Source organism: Chitinophaga ginsengisegetis (assembly GCF_900168065.1).
Taxonomy (GTDB): Bacteria; Bacteroidota; Bacteroidia; order Chitinophagales; family Chitinophagaceae; genus Chitinophaga; species Chitinophaga ginsengisegetis.
Window position 1 is genome coordinate 104,775 of record NZ_FUZZ01000003.1, and the last position, 19,554, is coordinate 124,328.

Below are 19,554 nucleotides of genomic sequence, written 5' to 3' on the forward strand. Positions count from 1 at the left end.
TTATGGCAAAAATAGCAATGCTTGGTTCAGGTTTTATTGCGCGGTTCTATGCCGATTCCCTGCAGGGGCAGCGTAGCCGCGATAAAATTGTAAGTGTATATTCCCGCCGGGAAGAAAGCGCGCAAAAATTCGCCACAGATTACGATGTTGCTTTTCAAACCACGGAAATGGAAGCTGCCATTGCCCGTCCGGAAGTAGACGTAGTTTGTGTATCTCTTCCCAATAACCTGCATGAAGCAGCGGTTAATCTTTGTTGCAAACACAAAAAAGCAGTGATCTGCACCAAGCCGCTGGGACGGAATGCGCAGGAAGCAAAGCGGATGCTGGAAGCAGTAGAAAAAGCGGGCATCTTCCACGGTTATCTCGAAGACCTGGTGTACACTCCCAAATTCCTGAAAGCGCTGCAAAGCGTGAAAGACGGCGCCCTGGGAAGGATTCTCTGGGCCAAGTCCAGGGAAACGCATCCCGGCCCCCACAGCGAATGGTTCTGGGATAAAGAACAGGCCGGCGGCGGCTGCATCCTGGATCTGGGCTGCCACTGCGTGGAAATTGGCCGCAACTTTATCGGGAAGGATATTAAACCGGTAGAAGTGATGTGCTGGGCAGATACACAGGTAAAACCTATTGATGCAGAAGATCATGCTATTGGCCTGGTGAAATATGAAAACGGCGCCATCGGCCAGTTTGAAGTAAGCTGGACTTTCCGCGGCGGCCTCGATCTGCGCGATGAAGTAATGGGTACCGAAGGAACCATCTGGCTCAACAGCTTCCTGCGTACCGGCTTTGATATGTTTACTACCGGCAAAGGCGCTGATTATGTGGCAGAGAAAGCTGAAAGCAATTCCGGCTGGCTGTTTCCCGTAGGCGATGAACTGAATGAACTGGGTTATAATCACATGTTCACCAATATGTTTGATGCAATGGAAGCCGGTAAGGAAGCCAATGAAACGTTTTACGACGGCTATGTGGTGAACGCTATTCTTGATGCTGCTTATAAGAGTGCAGCCACCAAACAGTGGGAACCGGTGCAACTGGAAATATGGCGCGGACAGGAAGGGCTTACCAAAGCAAAAACCTTAACGGAATACAACGACCAATATTACCTGGTAAAAGAAGAGATGACGCATTTCGGGGCGAAGAAGCTGATCCTGAAAGATAAAGTGAGCGGTCAGATCATTGAACAGGTATTGTAATTTTTATGATAGATGTGATTGTCCTGGTAAGCTATCAGGATAATCACATCCTTCGCAGTTAGCTTATTTTTACAAAAAAAGCTTTGCCCAGTGTATGATTTACCTCTACCTGTTTTAAGATGCCGTTTTCATATTTGAATACATTCTTTTTTCCCTCCGGCAATATAAGCTCATACACGCCCCCTCCCAGCGATTTCACAGGCAGGAAACGGCCCAGCGTTTCAGAAAACACACGGCTCAGTTGCCGGGGTTCCATAAAATAAAGATCCGCCACACACTCTTCTATTTCCGTATCTATTACTGATTTTGCGCCGTTAACTATTATCGTGTATTCCTTACCGTTACGATGGATAGTAGTCTGTTTATCTTCGCCCGATTTACCGGATACCCGTGAAACCTTTGCAGTGGTGAGTACATTATTGCTGTATTCATTCGCAATGTCGCTGTTGATCTTCGACAACATGATCTGGATCCGTGTTTTGATAATGATGCTTTTGGCGTTTCCGGCGAGCTTGCGGTTAGCTTCAATGGTCCCTACTGCGTGATTGGCAATACGCACTTCGAAAGTATTGGTTTGGGCTTTTGCCTGTAAAAACAATACAGCTACTGTGAAGGTGATAAACAATAACCTAAAAAGACTATTCATAATAGTTGACTTAAACTAACAATATTTTCCCGGGGAAGTAGTAGCTGTAAGTGTTCCTCCCATCAAGGAAAATACAAAAAATCCTGCCACTACGGACAGGATTTTTTATTGTGTACTTTAAAATAATATACGGCAGTAGCTTACGCCAGCATTTCCCTGATCTTTGTGATCAGTTCACCTTTGGTAATAGGTACGCCCATAATTTTATGATAGCCCTGTGCATCAATCAGGAACTGATCGCGGATAATTTTGATCAGCTGGCCGTTATTGATTTCAGGAATCAGCACTTTATCATAGCTGTGCAGTATTTCGCCCAGGTTTTTAGGGAAAGGACGGATGTAACGGATATGTGCATGCGCTACTTCATGTCCTTCTGCCAGCAGGTCCAGCACAGCGCTTTTGATGGCGCCATAGGTGGAGCCCCAGCCCAGTACGAGGATCTTTCCTTTTTCCGGACCGAGTTCTATTTTCTGCAACGGAATATGATCCGCAATCTTATCTACCTTTTCCTGGCGGATCTTCACCATCAGCTGGTGGTTTTCCGGATCGTAGCTCACGTTACCGGTGATGTTCTGTTTCTCCAGGCCACCAATCCGGTGTTCCAGGCCAGGTGTACCGGGTACTGCCCAGGGGCGCACCAGGTTTTCATCGCGGTGATAGGGCAGGAATTGTTCCTCTCCTTCTTCCAGTCCCTTCTTGAATTTCACTTCAATTGCGGGCAGGTCGGCAGCTTTAGGGAAGCGCCACGGTTCAGAACCGTTGGCGATATAGCCATCACTGAGGAAAATAACCGGGGTCATGTGCTTTACAGAGATCCGGAAGGCTTCAAATACCGCCTCGAAGCAGTCTGCCGGTGTGGATGCAGAAACAATTGGCATCGGGCACTCTCCGTTACGGCCATAATATGCCTGTAACAGGTCGGACTGTTCCGTTTTGGTAGGCAACCCGGTAGAAGGGCCACCACGCTGAATATCAACGATCATTAAAGGTATTTCCAGCATTACTGCCAGTCCCATTGCTTCACCTTTCAGTGCCATACCGGGGCCGGAGGTAGTGGTAACGCCCATATGACCGCCGTAGGAGGCGCCAATGGCGGAGGTGATCCCCGCAATTTCGTCTTCCGCCTGGAAGGTACGGATACCAAAATTCTTGAAGCGGCTCAGTTCATGCAGGATATCGGAAGCCGGTGTGATCGGGTAAGTACCGAGGAACAGGGGCAGGTTTGCTTTCTGCGATGCTGCCACCAGGCCATAAGCCAGGGCGGTGTTACCGGTGATACTGCGGTAAGTACCAGGTTCCATCCGTGCCTTTTCCACGCGATAGCGGGTGGTAAAGGCTTCTACGGTATCAGCAAAGTTGTAGCCGGCATGCAGTACTTTCAGGTTACTGTCCAGGATATCCGGTTTTTTGCCGAATTTCTCTTTCAGGAACACTTCTGTATTTTCCATGTTACGGTCGTACAGCCAGTAGAGGAATCCCAGCACAAACATGTTTTTTGCACGGTCTTTCTCTTTCATACCCAGGGTAGTATCCTTCAGCGCTTCGCGCGTCATTTTGGTTACATCCATTGTATGCAGCTGATATGGCGCCAGGGAACCATCTTCCAGCGGATTTACGCCTTCCGGGTAATTGGCGAGGCGAAGGTTTTTAGCATCAAAACCATCGGTATTGGCGAGGATAATGCCGCCTTTTTTAAGTCCTTTCAGGTTAGCCTTCAATGCTGCCGCGTTCATCACTACCAGCACATCGCAGGCGTCGCCCGGGGTGAATATTCTGTTAGAAGAAAAGTGTAGCTGGAAACCGCTCACGCCGGGTAATGTACCTATCGGGGCACGGATCTCCGCCGGAAAATCGGGGAATGTGCTCAGGTCATTACCGAATAATGCGGTATTGTTTGAAAACTGGGTACCTGTTAACTGCATCCCGTCTCCACTGTCGCCTGCAAATTTTATCACTACATCCTCCAGCTGTTGAATCGAAGTATTAGGCATCTATTTATTCTTTTTAAGATATTCTTTTTAAAGATGTAAATTTAGGTAATCGGGAGGTAGGAACCCACAGCCCTGCAATATTATTCCCGATCCGATTACAAAAGTACACAACTTTAGTAGACTATTCTTGCCGGAATAAAGCATTCCCATTACTTATAGTTATGGCTGATAACGGGAAGTTATGGTTATAGAAATGCTAATTTTGCCCTTTTTCAGTGGTATAACTATCCCTGATATCAAATCAAATCGTATTTTTAACCCATAAATTTAAACTATACTTTATGGCACTCTTTCAATCGAACAACCCTGTACTGAAGCAAAGTGTATTTGATAAAGCGCCTCACATCGCAGGGGAGACCATGACCATCCGTGGAACCGTTAACAAAATGTCTTTTATGCTCCTGCTGTTAATGGCGGCTGCAGTTTTTTCCTGGGGAGAATTTTACAGAAATAGCGGCAGCGTAATGCCATTGGCATTTGGTGGCGCCATCGGTGGATTTATACTGGCATTGGTAATTATTTTCAAAAAAGAATGGTCGGCTTACCTGGCCCCCGCATACGCGATAGCAGAAGGTTTATTCCTGGGTGCTATTTCCGCCATGTTTGAAACCAAATGGCCTGGCATTGTGATGCAATCCGTAGGTTTAACCTTTGGTACTTTCATTGCCATGCTGATCCTCTATCGCACAGGAGTGATCCGGGCAACGGAGCGTTTTAAATCAATTGTGATGACTGCCACCCTGGGTATCGGTATCTTTTACCTGATCGCCATTGTATTGCGCATGTTTAATATAGAGATGCCGCTGATTCACAGCAGTGGTACCTTTGGAATCATATTTTCCCTGGTGGTGGTAGCTATTGCGGCCCTGAACCTGATCATGGATTTCGATATGATAGAACAGGGAGCTTTACAGGGCGCACCTAAGTATTTTGAGTGGTATGCCTCCTTTGGTCTGATGGTGACACTGGTATGGTTATACCTGGAAATACTGCGCCTCATGAGCAAGTTAAACAGAAGATAAGTATTACAGATACAAACGTCATAGAAAGGCCGCCACAGCGTATGTGGCGGCCTTTCTTTTTAAATATATGTTCCATTGTTTTTGTTAATGTCTTCCAAAAAATATGTTAAATGGCAAGGCTCCAAAACAGTATGGCATCGTAATTGCAAAATCGGGCTATAACAACAAGTTCTTTTACATCTTAAAACAGTAATAAAAAAAATGCTAACACCTTTACTTACCATGTAACCTTTATTGTTAAACCGTTTAAAATTGTAAGCTATGAAGAAGATAAAAGTAAGCATGTTAGCACTTGCAGCTGTGGCGATTGGAGCCTTCGCATTTAAGGGCGTTGATGGTGGATCCATAGCAGGTAAAGTAACACCGGCAGATGGGGCTACTGAAGCCTGGGCCATTCAGGGAACAGATACATTAAAATCGCCTGTTACTGATGGCGCATTTAGTTTTCAGGCAGCGAAGGCCGGTGCGTATACCGTTATAGTAGGAGCGAAAGCGCCGTATAAGCCTGCAACTGTTACAGATGTTAAAGTGGAGGATGGAAAATCCACTGATTTAGGAGAAATTAAATTAGCACATTAAACAAGAGCAATAGTTTGTTTTCATAGGGGTTAATCAAAAAGCCGGTTCCGTACGTCTGTACGGCCGGCTTCTTTCATTTATAGCCTTCCTGTCTTCCCCCAAAAACTATCTTTTTTCACCCCATAGGGGTAAGTGTTTCTCTAAACGTCATTTCTTTAAGCACCCCTTTTTTAAAATGATGTTTATGAAAAAGCAGTTTATTATAACGTATACAAGTTTGAGTATTGGATGGCTGCTGCTGATGATTGCCATCTTTAGCATTATTTTATCCGGCTGTACCAAAGAAAACATTTCGGGCTCCGGTAATGTGGTAACGGAAACCCGCACCACAGACCCTTTTACGGATGTGGACATATCAGGACCATTTGAGGTACACCTGTTGCAGGAAAACAACGCGAAGGTGGAAATAAAAGCGGAAGACAATATTATAGGCGTGATAGAAACAGGCATGCGCAGCAACACCTTATTCGTCCGGGTAAAAAACGGGGTCAATATCCGGCATCATCAGCCCATGAAAGTATATGTTCACAATCCTCTTTTTCAACGGGTAAAATTTGATGGTTCGGGATCCTTAGATAATCAGGATACCATACATACTTCCTTATTTAAGTATGAACTAAACGGCAGTGCCGATGCGGCGCTTATACTGGATGCTGCCACTCTTAACACTACTATCAACGGTTCGGGCAACATTAACATGCGTGGATTTGCCGGCTCGCTGAGCAGTGATATCAATGGCAGCGGCAACATTGCCGCAATGAACCTGGAAGTACAAAATGCCAGTATTACTATCCGTGGTTCCGGCGGGCATGGCGTGTATGTAAGGAAAAACCTGGACGCCAGGATCTATGGCAGCGGAAATATTGTTTATACCGGTGAAGCGAAAGTGGTAGCGGAGGTAAAGGGTTCCGGTAAGGTAGTAAAGCAGTAATGATGTAAACTTCGTATATCCTACACTGTTATACTGTCTGTGTTTAAAATGAAAAGGCCCCTGCACTTGCAGGGGCCTTTTATTATTTTAAAGATGGGCATTTATCAGGCGCCACCTAATTTGCATTTCTGCAGCACTTCCCATGATTTACCGTTGTGACGGAGGAAGTAGAGGTTGTTTACTTTAAAAGTAGCCTCGTATTCCTTGTTCTCATATTCAGGCCATGCTTTGTTGAACTGATCATCTTCCAGATCTTTAAATGCCACGGTAACGTGTGGGGTAAATCCTGTACGTGCCAGCATGGTGCTGAAGCCAAATTCCTTACGCAGGAAGTTGATCAGCTGACGGTGCATAGCAGACATGGTTTCACTTTTTTCCACGTTGATGAACAGTACACGGTTCTGTTTATTCGGGAAAGTACCGAAGCCTTTCAGGGAAACTTCGAAAGGCGCCTGTGTTTTGGCAAATTCCGTCAGTTCATCACAGAAAGCTTTTTCCAATGCCGGATCAGCAGTGAAAGGTACCTGCAGGGTAATATGTGGCAGCACTTTCAGTGCGTACATAGGACCGTATTGTTCTGCAAATTCCTGTTTGATCTTTATAATTTCTTTACCTACTTCTGCAGTTGGCAGCAGTGCGATAAAGTATATTTTGTTATCTGGTTTTGGCTCAAAGCGTTGAGGTCTTCCACCTTGTCTTGGAGCGCCGCCGCCACGGTATCCACCGCCGCCGCCACCGCCGCGATTGTAACCACCGCCACCGCCGCCGCGATCGTAACCACCGCCGCCACCGCCGCGATTGTAACCACCGCCGCCACCGCCGCGATCGTAACCACCGCCGCCACCGCCGCGATTGTAACCACCACCGCCGCCGCCACGGTCGTATCCACCACCGCCGCTTCCGCCGCGATCGTATCCACCGCCGCCACCGCCGCGATTATAACCACCGCCGCCACCGCCACGGTCGTATCCACCACCGCCGCTTCCGCCGCGATCGTATCCACCACCGCCACTACCGCCGCCGTAGCCACCACCACCACGGTCGTAGCCTCCGCCACCGCCGCCGCGATCGTATCCACCGCCGCCACTGCCGCCGCCGTAACCACCACCACCGCGGTTGTAGCCACCACCGCCGCTTCCGCCGCGATCGTATCCACCACCACCGTTGTAGCCGCCACCTGCGCCATCACGGTTGTAATTGCTGCCACCACCATCTCGGTTGTAGCCACCACCACTGCCGCCATCACGGTTGTAACCACCACTTCCGCCTTCACGGTTGTAGCCGCCACCTGTGCCGCCATCACGATTGTAGTCTGTGCGCGGACGATATCCGCCTTCTCGATTGTAACCAGTGCGCCCTTCTGAGCCACCACTGTTGTAGTCGGGTTTGCCGCCTTCCCGCTCGTTATTTAAATTGGGTTTGTCATCGCCTTTCTCCTTATTGGGATCATTCTCTTTGTTGGTATCAGAAGAATAAGGCCTGCGGGGGCGTTCGTTTCTCTCAAAAGTCATCTTACTTAATTAAGCGTTTGAAGCAATATTAGCTATGATTTCATAAAAATGAAATACGTCCTGATAGGAGTTATATAAGGGTGCCGGTGATACCCTGATAACTCCGGGCTCTCTCCAGTCAACGATTATACCGGCATCGGTCATCCGTTGATGTATCTCTTTACCTTTGTCTAGGAACAACAAAGATAACTGAGCGCCGCGTTCATTACAATTTTTCGGTGTTATAATCTGGAAATTTATGCCTTTTAACTGTTGCAAAAGAAATTCAAGATAATTGGTCATTCCTTCACTTTTGATACGTAAAGCGCCGATACCGGCCGCTTCAAATAATTCCAGGGATGCTTTCAGGCTAACCATGTTAAACACCTGAGCGGTGCTCTGTTGCCATCCTTCAGCTTCTTTTTTAGGCACAAACCCTTTTTCCATTTTAAAACGTGCACTCTCTTCATTGCCCCACCAGCCACCCAGTCTAAGAAAATTACGGTTGCTGGCGTGTTTCTCATGCACAAATGCGCCTCCTACTGCGCCGGGACCACCATTCAGGTACTTATATGAGCACCAAACGGCAAAATCTACTTCCCAATTGTGCAATTCTACCGGTATATTTCCTGCTACGTGTGCCAGGTCGAAACCTGCGTAAGCGCCGGCCTTATGCGCAGCTGCTGTTATAGCGGGTATATCAAAAAACTGTCCGGTATAATAGTTTATACCTCCAAACAAAACCAATGCTAAGCTATCACTTTCTGTGTTAATAATCTCTAAAATATCTTCCAATCTTATCAAATGTTCTCCGGGTCGCGGGGAAACTTCTATGATGGCACTTTCCGGATCGTAGCCGTGGAACTTTACCTGGGTTTCAACTGCGTACTGATCGCTCGGAAAAGCCCCTGCTTCCATTAACACTTTAAACCGCTGTTTGTTTGGCCGGTAAAAACTAAGCATCATCAAATGCAGATTCACCGTCAGCGTATTCATCACCGTCAGCTCCTGCTGACTTGCACCCAAAATCGCCGTTAAAGGCTTACTGCAATACTGCTGATAATATAACCATGGGTTCTTAGCCTCCCAATACCCCTCTACCGCACATTGTTGCCAATCCGCCAACTCCTGTTCTATCGCCGATTTCACATTTTTCGACTGCAATCCGAGCGAGTTGCCACATAAATAAATAGCATCCTTTCCGTTACGTTGTGGAAAATAAAACTGGTCTCTGAATTTGTTTAAGGGATCCTGTTGGTCCTTCTCCTTAGCAAACGCTAATGATGCTACATACTCCATGGTCTTCCAATCTTTCGCCTTAGTATTCTTTTAATGGCGGTGCTGCTATTGTCAAGAAAGCTGTGCTGATTATCTTATTTCTCTACTTACTGATTATTACAGGCTAAATGCCCTAACTGTTCAAAACAGGTGTCTCTTATTATATATTATCTCTTATTTTATCATATGGCATATAAGGCTAAGGCTGTATATGGCTAGTAACGTGTCAACAACTGTCTGAGGGGTCAAAAGTAATAAAGGCTTTCCAAATGCCACTCATTCCAAATGTTAAAATTTGTTAATGAAAGAAAAAAAGTCTTTCCGGCCGTAATATACGAAAAAAATCCGTCCCGAAGAATCGGGACGGAGACTGTTAACCTACAACTGTTACACTGTATTGAAAAAAAAACTTAATTAACGGAGATACCATCCACTTTCTTCTTCCCCAATACCGGCTCCTCTTCAGCAATCTCCGGCTCCGGGAAGAAATCATATGGTTTTGGCGACAGGTACTTCGGATCGTGCATTTTCCTCACCTCATCCCGTTTCATGAACACCGCTTTGATGATCAGCACCAGGAAAGGCACGTACTTCAGCCACCGTGGCATGTTAAACCTATCCAGCACGTCAATGGAACGCTTGTTCATCGCGTACATCACCGGCACCAGTACCAGGGTCAGGAAGGTCGCAAAAATCAACCCGTACACCATTGTCCAGGCCAGCGGGCCCCAGAACGCCACGTTATCCCCACCAAAGAAGATATGCGGCTTAAACTCACTGAACAACGCGGCAAAGTCGATGTTAAAGCCCACTGCCAGCGGGATAAGACCCAAAATAGCAGCAATAGCCGTTAATATTACCGGCGTCATACGGGTACGACCCGCTTCCACCACCGCTTCATATACCGGCATCTTCTGCTGGATCAACAAATCGGTGAACTCTACCAGTACAATACCATTACGTACCACAATACCCGCCAGGGCCATAATACCCACGCCCGTCATTACAATGGAAATATCCATTTTAAAGATGGAGAAGCCCAGGAACACGCCTATAATACTGAACAGGATCTCCATAAAGATGATCATCGGGCGGCCGATGGAGTTAAACTGGGTCACCATAATCATCAGGATCAGCCCAAATGCACCCAGCATCGCCATCATCAGGAAGTTCATGGTTTCCTGCTGGTCTTCCTGTTCACCGGTCATCTTAATAGTCACAGAATTCGGATGGGTAAAGTCCTTCAGGGATGTTTCAATATGCTGCACCACTTCATTCGCATTTGCACCGGTTAAGATGTTGGAATACAGGGTAATTACGCGTTTCTGGTCGATACGCTTAATACCCGCATAAGTATTGGAATAATGAATATCCGCTACCGCCGACAACGGCACCTGGCGTATTGCCCCGCCCATATTCATGTCGCGGTATACCAGGTTGAGGTTCATCAGGTTATTGATATTATTCCGCTGATCCTCATTTAATCTTACCATAATCTTATACTCATCCTTCGCATCACGGATCTTGGAAGCCTCAAATCCAAACAGCGCTGTACGGAGGGCGCCACCAATCTGACGGGTGGAAATACCTTCTGCATTCGCCCGCTCGCGGTCAATATTCACCACGATCTCCGGTTTATTATCTTCAAAATCGCTCTTCAGTTCCTCCACACCCGCAATCTGCAGGGAATCGAGATAACGTTTAAGTCTGAACGAAGAACTGGTCAGCTCATCAAAATTATCGCCGCTGATTTCAATATTGATAGGCTTACCGGTTGGCGGACCACCCTGCTCCTGCTCTACCGTGATATTGGTACCCGGGATACCTTTTACCGCGTTACGGATTTTATCAAGATATTGTACGGTCGACTGCCCATCCCTCGCACCAAATTCCACGAAGGCTACCGTTACTTTACCTTTCTGCGGCTGCACGCTGAGATCCATCTGTGAAGGATCGCCGGCGCCTTTGGCCACATTGGAAATAATAGATTCCACTATCGGGTTCTTTTCACCCACTACCTTAGTGATACGCTTTTCTACCAGGTTGGTGATAGAATCGGTATACTTCTGATCAGTACCATTGGGTAACTCTATATAAGTATAGATGAAGTTGGGATCTGCCTGCGGGAAGAACACTACTTTCGGATTTCGTATAGCCGTTAGCATAATACTGAAGATCAGCAATCCAAACGTGGCCACTACAATCCATACCGGGCGCCATCCCAGCAAACACCACTGCAATATGCGTTTGTAACGATCCTGCACTTTGGGCCAGAATCCGTGCTGGAAGCGGCGTGCCACGCCACCTAACCAGAAACGTTCCAGTACAATCACCAGGTAAAGGAATACTACAAAGTTGCCCACACCCATGCTGCCATTGGCATAACCCACCAGGGCCAGGAAGGCAAACACGGCGGAGAGGATCGTGAATTTCTTATCAAACTTAGGCTTGGGATGATTCTCCCCTTCATGCCTGTCCATGAAATCCACTGCAAACACCGGGTTAATGATATAGGCCACCACCAGGGACGCACCCAGTGTAGTGATCAGCGTAACCGGCAGGTAGAACATGAACTTACCGATCACACCAGGCCAGAACAGCAGTGGCACAAACGGCGCCAGCACTGTAAGGGTACCGGAAAATACCGGCAGGAACACTTCTCCCGCAGCTATCTTTGCTGCCTTCACAATGCCCAGGTCCTTTCGCTGGTTATAAATACGGTGTACGTTTTCTATCACCACAATGGCATCATCCACCACAATACCCAATGCCAGCAGGAAGGAGAACAGCACCATCATGTTTAATGTAAATCCGTACATCGGCATCAGTAAAAATGCAATGAACATGGAAATTGGTACGGATAATGCCACGAAGATCGCGTTCACCGCTCCCATGAAAAACATGAGGATCACTGTTACCAGCAGGAAGCCGATAATGATGGTATTGATCAGGTCATGCAGGGTTACACGGGTAGATTTAGATTGATCTGCCGTGATGGTTACTTCCAGGTTTTTAGGGAAGTAATTTTCCTTCATGTCTTTTGTAATCGCCTGGATCTTATCGGATGCGTCGATCAGGTTTTTACCGCTCTGTTTAATAACGTTGAGGGTGATTACATTTTTACCGCCGAGGCGTGCATAGCTTTCCTGTTCCAGGAAACCATCTACCACGTTGGCAATATCTTTCAGGTATACCGTTGCGCCGGACTGGCCGCGTACAATGATGTTACCTATTCTTGCCGGGTCTTTATATTCTCCCTTTACACTCAGGGTACGTTTCTGACCATCCATCGCAACAAGACCACCGGAGATGGTGATGTTTTCTCCCTGGATGGCGCCGATGATATCTTCGAAGCTGATCTGCGCCGCGTCCATTTTGTATTTGTCCACGTTGATCTGGATTTCGCGTTCCAGTTCACCTACGAGGTCTACACGGGTAATTTCATTCAACGCTTCAATCCGGTCTTTCATGTCATCTGCATACTTTTTCAGTGTTTGCAGATCGAAGTCGCCGGAAAGGTTTACGTTCATGATAGGAATCTGCGACACATCTATCTTCACAATCTGCGGTTCCTGGGTCAGGTCCTTCGGCAGATCTTTCTTCGCATCATCTACTTTTTCACGCACCTGCTGACGGGCAGCTTCAATATCTTCATTGGCATTGAACTCGATGGTGATCGCAGAGAAATCCTGCATGGAAGTACTCTTGATCTTCTTTACACCGGAGATGCCGTTTAATTGTTTTTCTATCGGTTTGGTTACCGTTGTTTCCATATCTTCCGGGGAAGTACCGGCGTTAATGGTATTGATATAGAACTGCGGGAACACTACCTCCGGGAACTGTTCCTTCGGCAGGTTAATATAGGAAAGTATACCTGCCAATGCAATGATAATGGTGGCTACGTATACGCTCACCTTATTATCAATGGACCAGCTGGTAGGCTTAAATTCTTTATGGAGATTGTCTTGCATACACTTGGTTTTAGCTGTTTGATTCAGCTTTATAATTTAATCAGGTCGTTATCGTTCAACCCCTGAAAACCGGTGGTGATAATTTTATCACCTGTTGTCAAACCACTCTTTATTTCAGCCTTATCGTTGTATGTGCGGCCCATATCTATTGTTTTGCGTTGTGCCACCATTTTACCATTGGCATTCTGCGCTACCATTACATATGGTTTTCCGGAGGTGTACTGGATCACGCTTACCGGGATCACTACCGCGTTTTTAGCGGTATAATCTACGATCCTGATGCGGGCAATCATGTTAGGACGCAGGCCTGCGTCGGGTTTCAGCGGCACTTCAACTTTGATGGTGCGGCTCAGCGGATCAATGGTCCTGGAAGCAAAACCAATAGTACTGCGTATTTCACGGTTAATATCCGGGAAAGACAAGATCACTGCGTCGCCTGATTTCAGCAAACCGGCGTAAGCTTCTGCTACGTTGGCAGTTACTTTCAGGTTGTTGGCGTTTACCACGCGGAAGGCAGGTGCGCCCGGCGCTGCATTGTCGCCTACTTTAGCAATTACCGCATCTACGGTACCGCTGATAGGTGCAATGATGCGGGTTTGCGATTGTTGATCCTGCAGGGTAGCCATCTTCCTTTCCAGGCTTTCTTTCTGGTTTTTGGCATTGAGATACTGTACCTCAGAACCTATTTTCTGTGACCACAGATTTTTCTGTTTTTCAAACAGGGTGTTAGCCAGATCCATCTGGGTGCGGAGTTCGGCCATGTTGGCTCTCAGCACCTGGTCGTCTACCTGGGCCAGTGTTTGTCCCTGTTTTACTGCCTGTCCTTCTCTTACAAAAATGTTGGTAATTACTCCCGGTACGCGGGCGGAAACGTTTACGTTTTCACGGGCGTCCACACTTCCCTGCACATCTATATAATGTTCAAATATGGTATCCGTGATAGCAGTTACGGTTACATCTTTCATTTTCTGCGCCGTGGTATCTTTCACACCCACTTCTTTTTCCAGCGCGGCTATTTTTTTGTCGATGTTTTCGTTATATTTTACTTTCTCCTGTTTCAGCTTCTCCAGCTGTTCAGCTTTATTTCCGCCACCACCGCAGGCTGCGAGCACCAGGGTAATAAAAGGGATCAGGAAAGAATATTTTTTGATCATATAGTTAGTAGTGAATGGTGATTGAAATAATGAAGCTTATAGTTTGCCGTACGATTTCAGCAGATCTACTTTGGCTACAATAGCGTTAAACAATGCAGTGAAATAATTATTCTGTGCAGTGAGCAGATCGTTTTCAGCGGTGGTCATTTCCAGGCTGGAACCTACGCCCTCCCTGTATTTGATCTGGGTGGTGTTATACACGTCCTGCGCCAGCTCCATGTTTTTCTCCTGTGCTTCCAGCGTGAGTACGTTGTTGCGGAAAGTGGAGTACGATTGTTCCCTTTCCAGGTCGATGCCCAGCTTTGCGTTTTCAATGGCCACTTCACTTTTCTTTACTGCCAGCCATGCCTGGTCTACCTGGCGTTTGCGTTGCATCCCACTGAAAATAGGAACAGAGAGGTTCAGTCCTGTGTTTACATAACCGTACCACATCTGGTTCTGGAAGTAATCAAGCTTTTCGCTACCCCGGAGTGCGCCGGTAGAACCGAACAGTTGCAGGGAGGGTAAACCTTTCAGCTTATATCTTTTCAGATCATATTCATTTGCTTTCTTTTGTGTTTGCAGCAACTGGTATTCTATCCGCTGTGAGTAGTCGAATTTATCCATATCCAGCACATCTGCAGCAATCCTTTCTGTAGAAAGTGTATCCGTTAACGTTATAGCCTGTTTCAGTGGCATGCCCATCTGGTATTTCAGCGAAGCGGTACCAATTTCAATCAGGTTACGGAGTTTGGTTTGTTCTGTTTGCAGGTTGGTGTATTGTACCACCAGGCGGTCTACATCCAGTTTTTCCGCGAGGCCGTTTTTATAGATCTCTTTGGTTTCATTGAGGATCTTTTCCAGGGAACTGATGTTTTCGGAAAGGATGGTCAAAGCCTTGTTGGCCGACAGTACATTGTAATAGGCCTTGTACACAGTGGATTTTACATCTATTTCCGCTTTTGTCACGCCCTGTGATACGAGTTCTTCCAGTGTTTTACGGGCCTGTAAAGCTACGAGTACGCTGGGATCGAAGAGCGTTTGTGTAAGTCTCACTTCACCGACCATATTATGGGTCAGCTGGAAGGAAACTACGCTAAAGGAATCTTTGGGTCCGCCAAAGTTCGCTGTACTAAACATCTGTTTCTGGAGAATCGGGTTGTACTGGTAAGAACCGGTACCAGCGATGTTGGGCAATGCCAAACCGCTCACCTCCTTGTTCTTGGCCAGCTGGATGAGTTCGTCCAGTTTAGCGGTTTTAACGGTGCTCTGATTAGCCAGTGCGTAGTCTACCGCTTCTTTGGCAGACAAACGGATGGGTTCAGGCGAAACCTGCTGCTGGGCGCCGGCGATGGTGGCCAGCGACAACAGCCACACCCCAAAAGCCATACTGGTGAGCCTTTTGATTGATAGCATAGTGTTATTTATTTTGCGATAGTTGTTTATATTCTTCAATAAGCTGGTATCCTTTTACGGAAGCCACCCCATATAAAAAATTCTCCAGCAACACTTTCTGCACTTTGTTCATATCATTGGCGCCAGGGAACACTTCCGGTTGAAAACAGATCATACAAGCGTATATCCTGTATTGGGTCAGTATTTTAATGTCGATGTCGGGCCGGTATACTTTTTCACTGATGCCTCTTTCCATATTTTCACGGATCATGGTGGCCAGGGTATTGTTCCGGTAGTCGAGGAACAGCTGGTAGGCTTTGGAGTGAAATTTCTGCAGGTCCAGGAGAATGACAGGGTTCATATTGCGCAGGCGGCGATCCAGCATGTCCATCACCAGGAATAACTCATCAATGGCGTCTTTCGATTTTTTCCGGTCTTCAATACAGTCTTCAATAATAATATTTATGAACCGGCCGATGGTTTGGCAAACCATATCGTCCTTGTCGGTGAAGTGGGCGTAAAGCGTTTTCTTTGAGATCCCCATTCTTTCAGCGATGTCATCCATCGTAATAGAGCGGGTACCAAACTGACGAAAAAGGCCAAAAGCCGTGTCCATAATACGTTCCTGTACTTCCATAAATTTGCAGCATTAACCCTGTTGTTATGCAGGACAAAACTATGGAAACTTTCCAAACTTCCAAAGTTTCCAGTATTATTTTTTTAAATGTGGCAACATTCAATTAACCGCCCTTACTTCCTCCTTTAAGCTTTATTGTCTAATTTGCAGCCCTAATCACAAACCATGTCGCCAAAGCTTAGATTAAAAGTATTTGCATCAAGATTGCTGCGTTACTTCTTTCAGGGATTGCTCATTCTGGCGCCCATTGGTATTACTGCGCTTACCTTGTACTGGGCCTTTATTACTATTGATAATATTATTCCGAAAGAGCTGATTCCGGAAGGCGCCTCTTTCAGTTTTCTGAAGTACAAAGGAGTAGGATTTGCACTGGTACTGCTGCTGATCATCGTGGTAGGTTATCTCAGCTCCTCCTTTATTATCGGGCGGATCTTTGATTTGTTCGACCACCTGTTGGAGCGTACGCCTTTTATCAAATACATCTATACTTCTATCAAAGATGTTTTTGATGCGTTTGTAGGAGAAAAGAAAAAATTTGACCATCCGGTGCTGGTGCAGATATACGGAGTGGATGTTTGGGAGATGGGGTTCATTACGCAGACAGATGTCAGCAACCTGGGCCTCGAGGGATATATGGCAGTATATGTACCGCACGCCTATGCCATTACCGGTAAGGTGTTTATGGTGCCGAAAGAGCGGGTTAAACCACTCACCAACGTTTCTGCCGGCGAAGCCATGAAGTTTGCCGTAAGCGGCGGCGTTACGCATATCTGATCCGGGGATGCGTCGTAGATGAAGCGTAGATACCCCGTAGTTGAAGCGTGCTTAAATTATTTGTCTGTATAACAATGCTGATATTTTATTATCCCTGGAGATAAAATATCAGCATACTTTTTTTTCGCTATATTCGTCTTCCCAAAAATATAGTGACATGTTAACCCACACCTGGCTACGGATTCCCGTATTATTTACTGTAATCATATTTTCCTGTACAGATGTTTGTGCATGGGGATTTTTTGCACATCAGCGGATCAACCGGCTGGCTGTATTTTGCCTGCCGCCGGAAATGATGATCCTCTACAAGCCGCAACTGGAATACATCACGGCGCATGCCACCGATCCGGATAAGCGCCGCTACGCGGTAGCCGCGGAAGGCGCGCGGCACTACATTGATATCGACCTGTTCGACAAACCGCCCTACGCGCAGATTCCCCGCAACTGGGCCGATGCGGTAACTAAATATTCCGCCGACTCCCTGAACCGCAACGGTATTTTGCCCTGGCATCTTGAAAAGATGATGGCCATGCTCACCGCCGCATTCCGGGAAAAGGACCAGCAGCGCATCCTCCGGCTCTCCGCTGAGCTGGGGCATTATATTGCAGATGCACACGTGCCCCTTCATGTTTGCTCCAATCATAACGGCCAGTTTACCGGCCAGCAGGGCATTCACGGTTTATGGGAATCCCGCATCCCGGAATTACTGGCAGATAAAACGTTCGATTACTGGGCCGGAAAAGCCGTGTATATATCCGAACCCCGTAAATACATCTGGGACATTATCAGGGTAAGCGGAATGGCCGCAGATACAGTACTGGCTTACGAAAAGCGGCTTAGTGAAAAATTTCCGCCGGGCAGGCGTTACGGATATGAAAACCGGAATGGGGTATTAATCCGTACTTACGCAGAAGACTATACGAAAGCATACGCGCTTTCGATGGGCGACATGGTTGAACGAAGGATGAAAAATGCAATAGCCGCCGTGGCTGCAGCCTGGTACACCGCCTGGGTAAATGCGGGACAGCCCTCTTTGCAGGAGCTGAACCACACCGTCCTTACCCCGGAGGAGGTACAGGAGATGGAGCTGCTGCAGCGTCAATGGCTGGAGGGTAAGCTGCCGGTGAGGGAGGAATGAGCCGGTTAAAATATTTATGCTAATACTTAATAATTAGAAAAGAAATTTTATCTTTGCCCGTACCATCTTTTAGCCTGTCCTACACCACGCGCCTTACTGGTTTTAAAACACCCGTGCCGTTTTTTTTCCGTTTCCTTAGAAAAACCAAAACAAAGTGGAAAGATCAAAAAATGAATTTAATCTGAATCGCAACATGAAGGTGCATAATTTTAACGCAGGTCCTTCTGTATTACCCAACGAGGTATTGTACAAGGCCAGTAAAGCTCTGATTGACTTTGAAGGGTCAGGGATGTCTATACTGGAAATTGGCCACAGAACGCAACCGTTTATAGCGGTGATGGACGAGGCGCGCAACCTGGTGAGGGAACTGATGCAGCTTGATGACGACTTTGAAGTACTCTTTTTACATGGCGGAGCCACCACGCAGTTTATGCAGGTGCCAATGAACCTGCTGGAAAGCAGCGAATCTGCCGCATATGTGGATACCGGAGTATGGTCCAACAAGGCCATCAAAGAAGCAAAATTGTTTGGCTTCGCCGACGTTGTGGCGAGCTCCAAAGAAAGCAACTACAATCACATTCCCAAACAGTTCACCATCCCCCCAAAGGCAAGTTATCTGCACATTACCACTAACAATACCATCTATGGTACACAGTGGCAAATGACACCTGTTACCGACGTACCCCTGGTAGCAGATATGAGCAGTGACATCATGAGCCGCAGCATGGACTTTAACAAGTACTCGCTGATCTATGCCGGTGTACAGAAAAACATGGGCGCCGCAGGCGCTACAATGGTAGCTGTACGCAAAAGCATACTGGGCAAGGTAACGCGCAAAATACCAGCCATACTGGATTACAGGAACCACATAGAAAATGGTTCTATGCTGAACACCCCTCCCGTATTCGCTGTGTACATTTCCATGCTCACACTCCGCTGGCTCAAAGAGCAGGGAGGTATCCCGGCCATTGAAAAAATCAATGATAAAAAAGCAGCACTCCTCTACGATGAAATCGATCACAACCCGCTGTTCCGCGGCACTGTAGTGAAAGAAGACCGTAGTAAAATGAATGCCTGCTTCATCATGGATAAACCGGAAATGGAAGAAGAATTCCTGAAATTCTGCAAGAAAGAAGATATCGTTGGTATCAAAGGACACCGTCTCTCCGGCGGATTCCGCGTATCTATGTATAACGCATTGCCATATGAAAGCGTTGAAGTAATGGTGGAAGCCATGAAATACTTCTCCCTGAAAAAGGCATAAGAAAATATCCTTATTGTATTACGGAGTTGCAGACAGATCCCCTGACTGCAACTCCGTAATTCGTTAGCGGTAATCCGTAATTTTTTTATTATTACATTTACCACTCACACAT

At 46.7% G+C, this 19,554-nt stretch carries 15 protein-coding genes; 7 read left to right on the forward strand and 8 right to left on the reverse strand.

Going from position 1 to position 19,554, the window contains the following annotated elements:
• The first annotated feature begins 2 nt into the window (after positions 1–2).
• Positions 3–1,193, forward strand: coding sequence for a Gfo/Idh/MocA family protein (locus B5Z18_RS18965; protein ID WP_079471076.1), 1,191 nt, complete (start codon positions 3–5; stop codon positions 1,191–1,193).
• Between the two features lie 58 nt (positions 1,194–1,251).
• Here the strand turns inward: B5Z18_RS18965 and B5Z18_RS18970 are convergent, their stop codons facing one another.
• Positions 1,252–1,839 (reverse strand): DUF6134 family protein, encoded by a 588-nt coding sequence (locus tag B5Z18_RS18970; protein WP_143313645.1) that lies wholly within the window; start codon positions 1,837–1,839, stop codon positions 1,252–1,254.
• Positions 1,840–1,979: 140 nt separating this feature from the next.
• Positions 1,980–3,830 carry a 2-oxoacid:acceptor oxidoreductase subunit alpha gene (locus tag B5Z18_RS18975; RefSeq protein WP_079471078.1) on the reverse strand — a complete coding sequence of 617 codons (1,851 nt, stop codon included), beginning with the start codon at positions 3,828–3,830 and terminating at the stop codon, positions 1,980–1,982.
• A gap of 281 nt (positions 3,831–4,111) precedes the next feature.
• On the opposite strand from B5Z18_RS18975, the gene B5Z18_RS18980 reads away from it, so the two are divergent.
• From B5Z18_RS18980 to B5Z18_RS18990, 3 genes are all read left to right on the forward strand, one after another.
• Positions 4,112–4,852, forward strand: a complete 741-nt coding sequence (locus B5Z18_RS18980; RefSeq protein ID WP_079471079.1) for a Bax inhibitor-1/YccA family protein — start codon at positions 4,112–4,114, stop codon at positions 4,850–4,852.
• 261 nt (positions 4,853–5,113) lie between these two features.
• Positions 5,114–5,431, forward strand: coding sequence for a carboxypeptidase-like regulatory domain-containing protein (locus tag B5Z18_RS18985; protein WP_079471080.1), 318 nt, complete (start codon positions 5,114–5,116; stop codon positions 5,429–5,431).
• Between the two features lie 184 nt (positions 5,432–5,615).
• Positions 5,616–6,362 carry a head GIN domain-containing protein gene (locus tag B5Z18_RS18990; RefSeq protein WP_159454359.1) on the forward strand — a complete coding sequence of 249 codons (747 nt, stop codon included), beginning with the start codon at positions 5,616–5,618 and terminating at the stop codon, positions 6,360–6,362.
• Positions 6,363–6,466: 104 nt separating this feature from the next.
• Here the strand turns inward: B5Z18_RS18990 and B5Z18_RS32940 are convergent, their stop codons facing one another.
• From B5Z18_RS32940 to B5Z18_RS19025, 6 genes are all read right to left on the reverse strand, one after another.
• Positions 6,467–7,873, reverse strand: coding sequence for a 2'-5' RNA ligase family protein (locus B5Z18_RS32940; protein ID WP_262488116.1), 1,407 nt, complete (start codon positions 7,871–7,873; stop codon positions 6,467–6,469).
• Positions 7,874–7,882: 9 nt separating this feature from the next.
• On the reverse strand, positions 7,883–9,151 hold the full coding sequence (kynU, locus tag B5Z18_RS19005) for a kynureninase (RefSeq protein ID WP_079471082.1): 1,269 nt from the start codon (positions 9,149–9,151) through the stop codon (positions 7,883–7,885).
• A 389-nt stretch (positions 9,152–9,540) separates the two neighbouring features.
• Entirely contained in the window at positions 9,541–13,101 is a 3,561-nt protein-coding gene (locus B5Z18_RS19010) for an efflux RND transporter permease subunit (RefSeq protein WP_079471083.1), read from the reverse strand.
• Positions 13,102–13,130: 29 nt separating this feature from the next.
• Positions 13,131–14,255: an efflux RND transporter periplasmic adaptor subunit gene (locus B5Z18_RS19015; RefSeq protein ID WP_079471084.1), complete on the reverse strand. Its 1,125-nt coding sequence runs from the start codon at positions 14,253–14,255 to the stop codon at positions 13,131–13,133.
• 36 nt (positions 14,256–14,291) lie between these two features.
• Positions 14,292–15,650 (reverse strand): TolC family protein, encoded by a 1,359-nt coding sequence (locus B5Z18_RS19020; protein WP_079471085.1) that lies wholly within the window; start codon positions 15,648–15,650, stop codon positions 14,292–14,294.
• A 4-nt stretch (positions 15,651–15,654) separates the two neighbouring features.
• Positions 15,655–16,266, reverse strand: a complete 612-nt coding sequence (locus tag B5Z18_RS19025) for a TetR/AcrR family transcriptional regulator (protein WP_079471086.1) — start codon at positions 16,264–16,266, stop codon at positions 15,655–15,657.
• A gap of 165 nt (positions 16,267–16,431) precedes the next feature.
• Here B5Z18_RS19025 and B5Z18_RS19030 point away from each other — a divergent pair, with 165 nt between their 5' ends.
• From B5Z18_RS19030 to serC, 3 genes are all read left to right on the forward strand, one after another.
• Positions 16,432–17,040: a DUF502 domain-containing protein gene (locus B5Z18_RS19030; RefSeq protein WP_079471087.1), complete on the forward strand. Its 609-nt coding sequence runs from the start codon at positions 16,432–16,434 to the stop codon at positions 17,038–17,040.
• Between the two features lie 157 nt (positions 17,041–17,197).
• Positions 17,198–18,178 carry a zinc dependent phospholipase C family protein gene (locus B5Z18_RS19035; RefSeq protein WP_235015964.1) on the forward strand — a complete coding sequence of 327 codons (981 nt, stop codon included), beginning with the start codon at positions 17,198–17,200 and terminating at the stop codon, positions 18,176–18,178.
• Positions 18,179–18,332: 154 nt separating this feature from the next.
• Positions 18,333–19,442: a 3-phosphoserine/phosphohydroxythreonine transaminase gene (gene serC, locus B5Z18_RS19040; RefSeq protein ID WP_227024673.1), complete on the forward strand. Its 1,110-nt coding sequence runs from the start codon at positions 18,333–18,335 to the stop codon at positions 19,440–19,442.
• The last annotated feature ends 112 nt before the right edge of the window (positions 19,443–19,554 follow it).

Bases quoted from the DNA above. Each gene is read 5' to 3' on its own strand.
- B5Z18_RS32940 (WP_262488116.1), bottom strand. From the start codon at position 7,873: ATGACTTTTGAGAGAAACGAACGCCCCCGCAGGCCTTATTCTTCTGAT.
- B5Z18_RS18975 (WP_079471078.1), bottom strand. From the start codon at position 3,830: ATGCCTAATACTTCGATTCAACAGCTGGAGGATGTAGTGATAAAATTT.
- B5Z18_RS19015 (WP_079471084.1), bottom strand. From the start codon at position 14,255: ATGATCAAAAAATATTCTTTCCTGATCCCTTTTATTACCCTGGTGCTC.
- B5Z18_RS19020 (WP_079471085.1), bottom strand. From the start codon at position 15,650: ATGCTATCAATCAAAAGGCTCACCAGTATGGCTTTTGGGGTGTGGCTG.
- B5Z18_RS19030 (WP_079471087.1), top strand. From the start codon at position 16,432: ATGTCGCCAAAGCTTAGATTAAAAGTATTTGCATCAAGATTGCTGCGT.
- B5Z18_RS18985 (WP_079471080.1), top strand. From the start codon at position 5,114: ATGAAGAAGATAAAAGTAAGCATGTTAGCACTTGCAGCTGTGGCGATT.
- B5Z18_RS18980 (WP_079471079.1), top strand. From the start codon at position 4,112: ATGGCACTCTTTCAATCGAACAACCCTGTACTGAAGCAAAGTGTATTT.
- kynU (WP_079471082.1), bottom strand. From the start codon at position 9,151: ATGGAGTATGTAGCATCATTAGCGTTTGCTAAGGAGAAGGACCAACAG.
- B5Z18_RS19025 (WP_079471086.1), bottom strand. From the start codon at position 16,266: ATGGAAGTACAGGAACGTATTATGGACACGGCTTTTGGCCTTTTTCGT.
- B5Z18_RS18970 (WP_143313645.1), bottom strand. From the start codon at position 1,839: ATGAATAGTCTTTTTAGGTTATTGTTTATCACCTTCACAGTAGCTGTA.
- B5Z18_RS18990 (WP_159454359.1), top strand. From the start codon at position 5,616: ATGAAAAAGCAGTTTATTATAACGTATACAAGTTTGAGTATTGGATGG.
- B5Z18_RS19010 (WP_079471083.1), bottom strand. From the start codon at position 13,101: ATGCAAGACAATCTCCATAAAGAATTTAAGCCTACCAGCTGGTCCATT.
- B5Z18_RS19035 (WP_235015964.1), top strand. From the start codon at position 17,198: ATGTTAACCCACACCTGGCTACGGATTCCCGTATTATTTACTGTAATC.
- B5Z18_RS18965 (WP_079471076.1), top strand. From the start codon at position 3: ATGGCAAAAATAGCAATGCTTGGTTCAGGTTTTATTGCGCGGTTCTAT.